At 44.2% G+C, this 971-nt stretch carries 1 protein-coding gene; it reads right to left on the reverse strand.

What is annotated here, in order from left to right; all coding sequences use genetic code 11:
- Window positions 1-971: carboxypeptidase-like regulatory domain-containing protein (locus CHI06_RS28870; RefSeq protein ID WP_179292829.1), on the reverse strand; the 971-nt coding region annotated here is incomplete at both ends.

The raw sequence follows: 971 nt of genomic DNA on the forward strand, positions 1-971 counted from the left end.
TGAGAGTTGCGTTAGCTATCGGCTGACCTGTTTGCTTGTTTGTAACCGTTCCGCTAACCGTTCCTTTCGAGATCGGGTTTAAGGTAAAGTTGGCTTCTACTGTACCATTTTTAGAAATATTCACACGTTGATCTGCAGATTCATATCCATATGTTTCAGCACGTAAGGTGAACTCACCAGAAGGATGAGCATTAATAACATAGCTACCATCAATTGGGTTGGTGGTAACAGAACGTCCTGATTCGAGCACGCTCACTGTAGCTCCAAGTGGCAGGGACATGGGTTGGACTGCTGTCGGCGTGATCGTTGCGGTGGGTGCCATCACGTTTTGTATTTTGGTTGGTTGGATGGTATCCAGGTTGACTACTTTTTTATTGGTTTGTGGCTCATTTTCCAGTTGTCTAGCTAACAGTTTTTGTTGTTGTAAATCTTCTAGTTCTACATTGGCTGTGGTATGTGATGTATTGCTTAAGGCGACATCATCGATATACCAACCTGAGCTCGTAAAAATAGCGTCTGCGGTAACGTTAAAGATGATATAGATTTTTTGACCAGCATAGGCGGATAGATCGATTTGGCGCTCCGTCCATAAATTCTCAGAGTTACCAGTGAAGCGGGACAGTTGTTGCCAGTTTTGTTCGTCTGTCGACACAAGCACATGACCATAGTCGACGTGGTCATCATGGCTGCTGTTGTCAAGTCGATACCAGTCTTTAAACTGTAGATAGGCGTTACCTTCAGGCAAGACGATTGGAGGCAACATCAAGTTCATATTAGCATAGTTGTCATAGTTGCCATTTAATTTGGTTCCGTACACTTTTTCACCAGAAGCGGCATTTCCTGGTCCACCGGTAGGTACTCCCCACTCCCAGCTGTTGTTGTAACCGTAGGAGATCCAACCAATTGGTTGAGATTCAAAATCTTGTTTGTAACCGGTGCTAATTCCAGATTTGACTGGTACTGCGTAATTG

This window comes from Bacillus sp. 7884-1, from assembly GCF_002272245.1.
Lineage (GTDB): Bacteria > Bacillota > Bacilli > Bacillales > Cytobacillaceae > Neobacillus.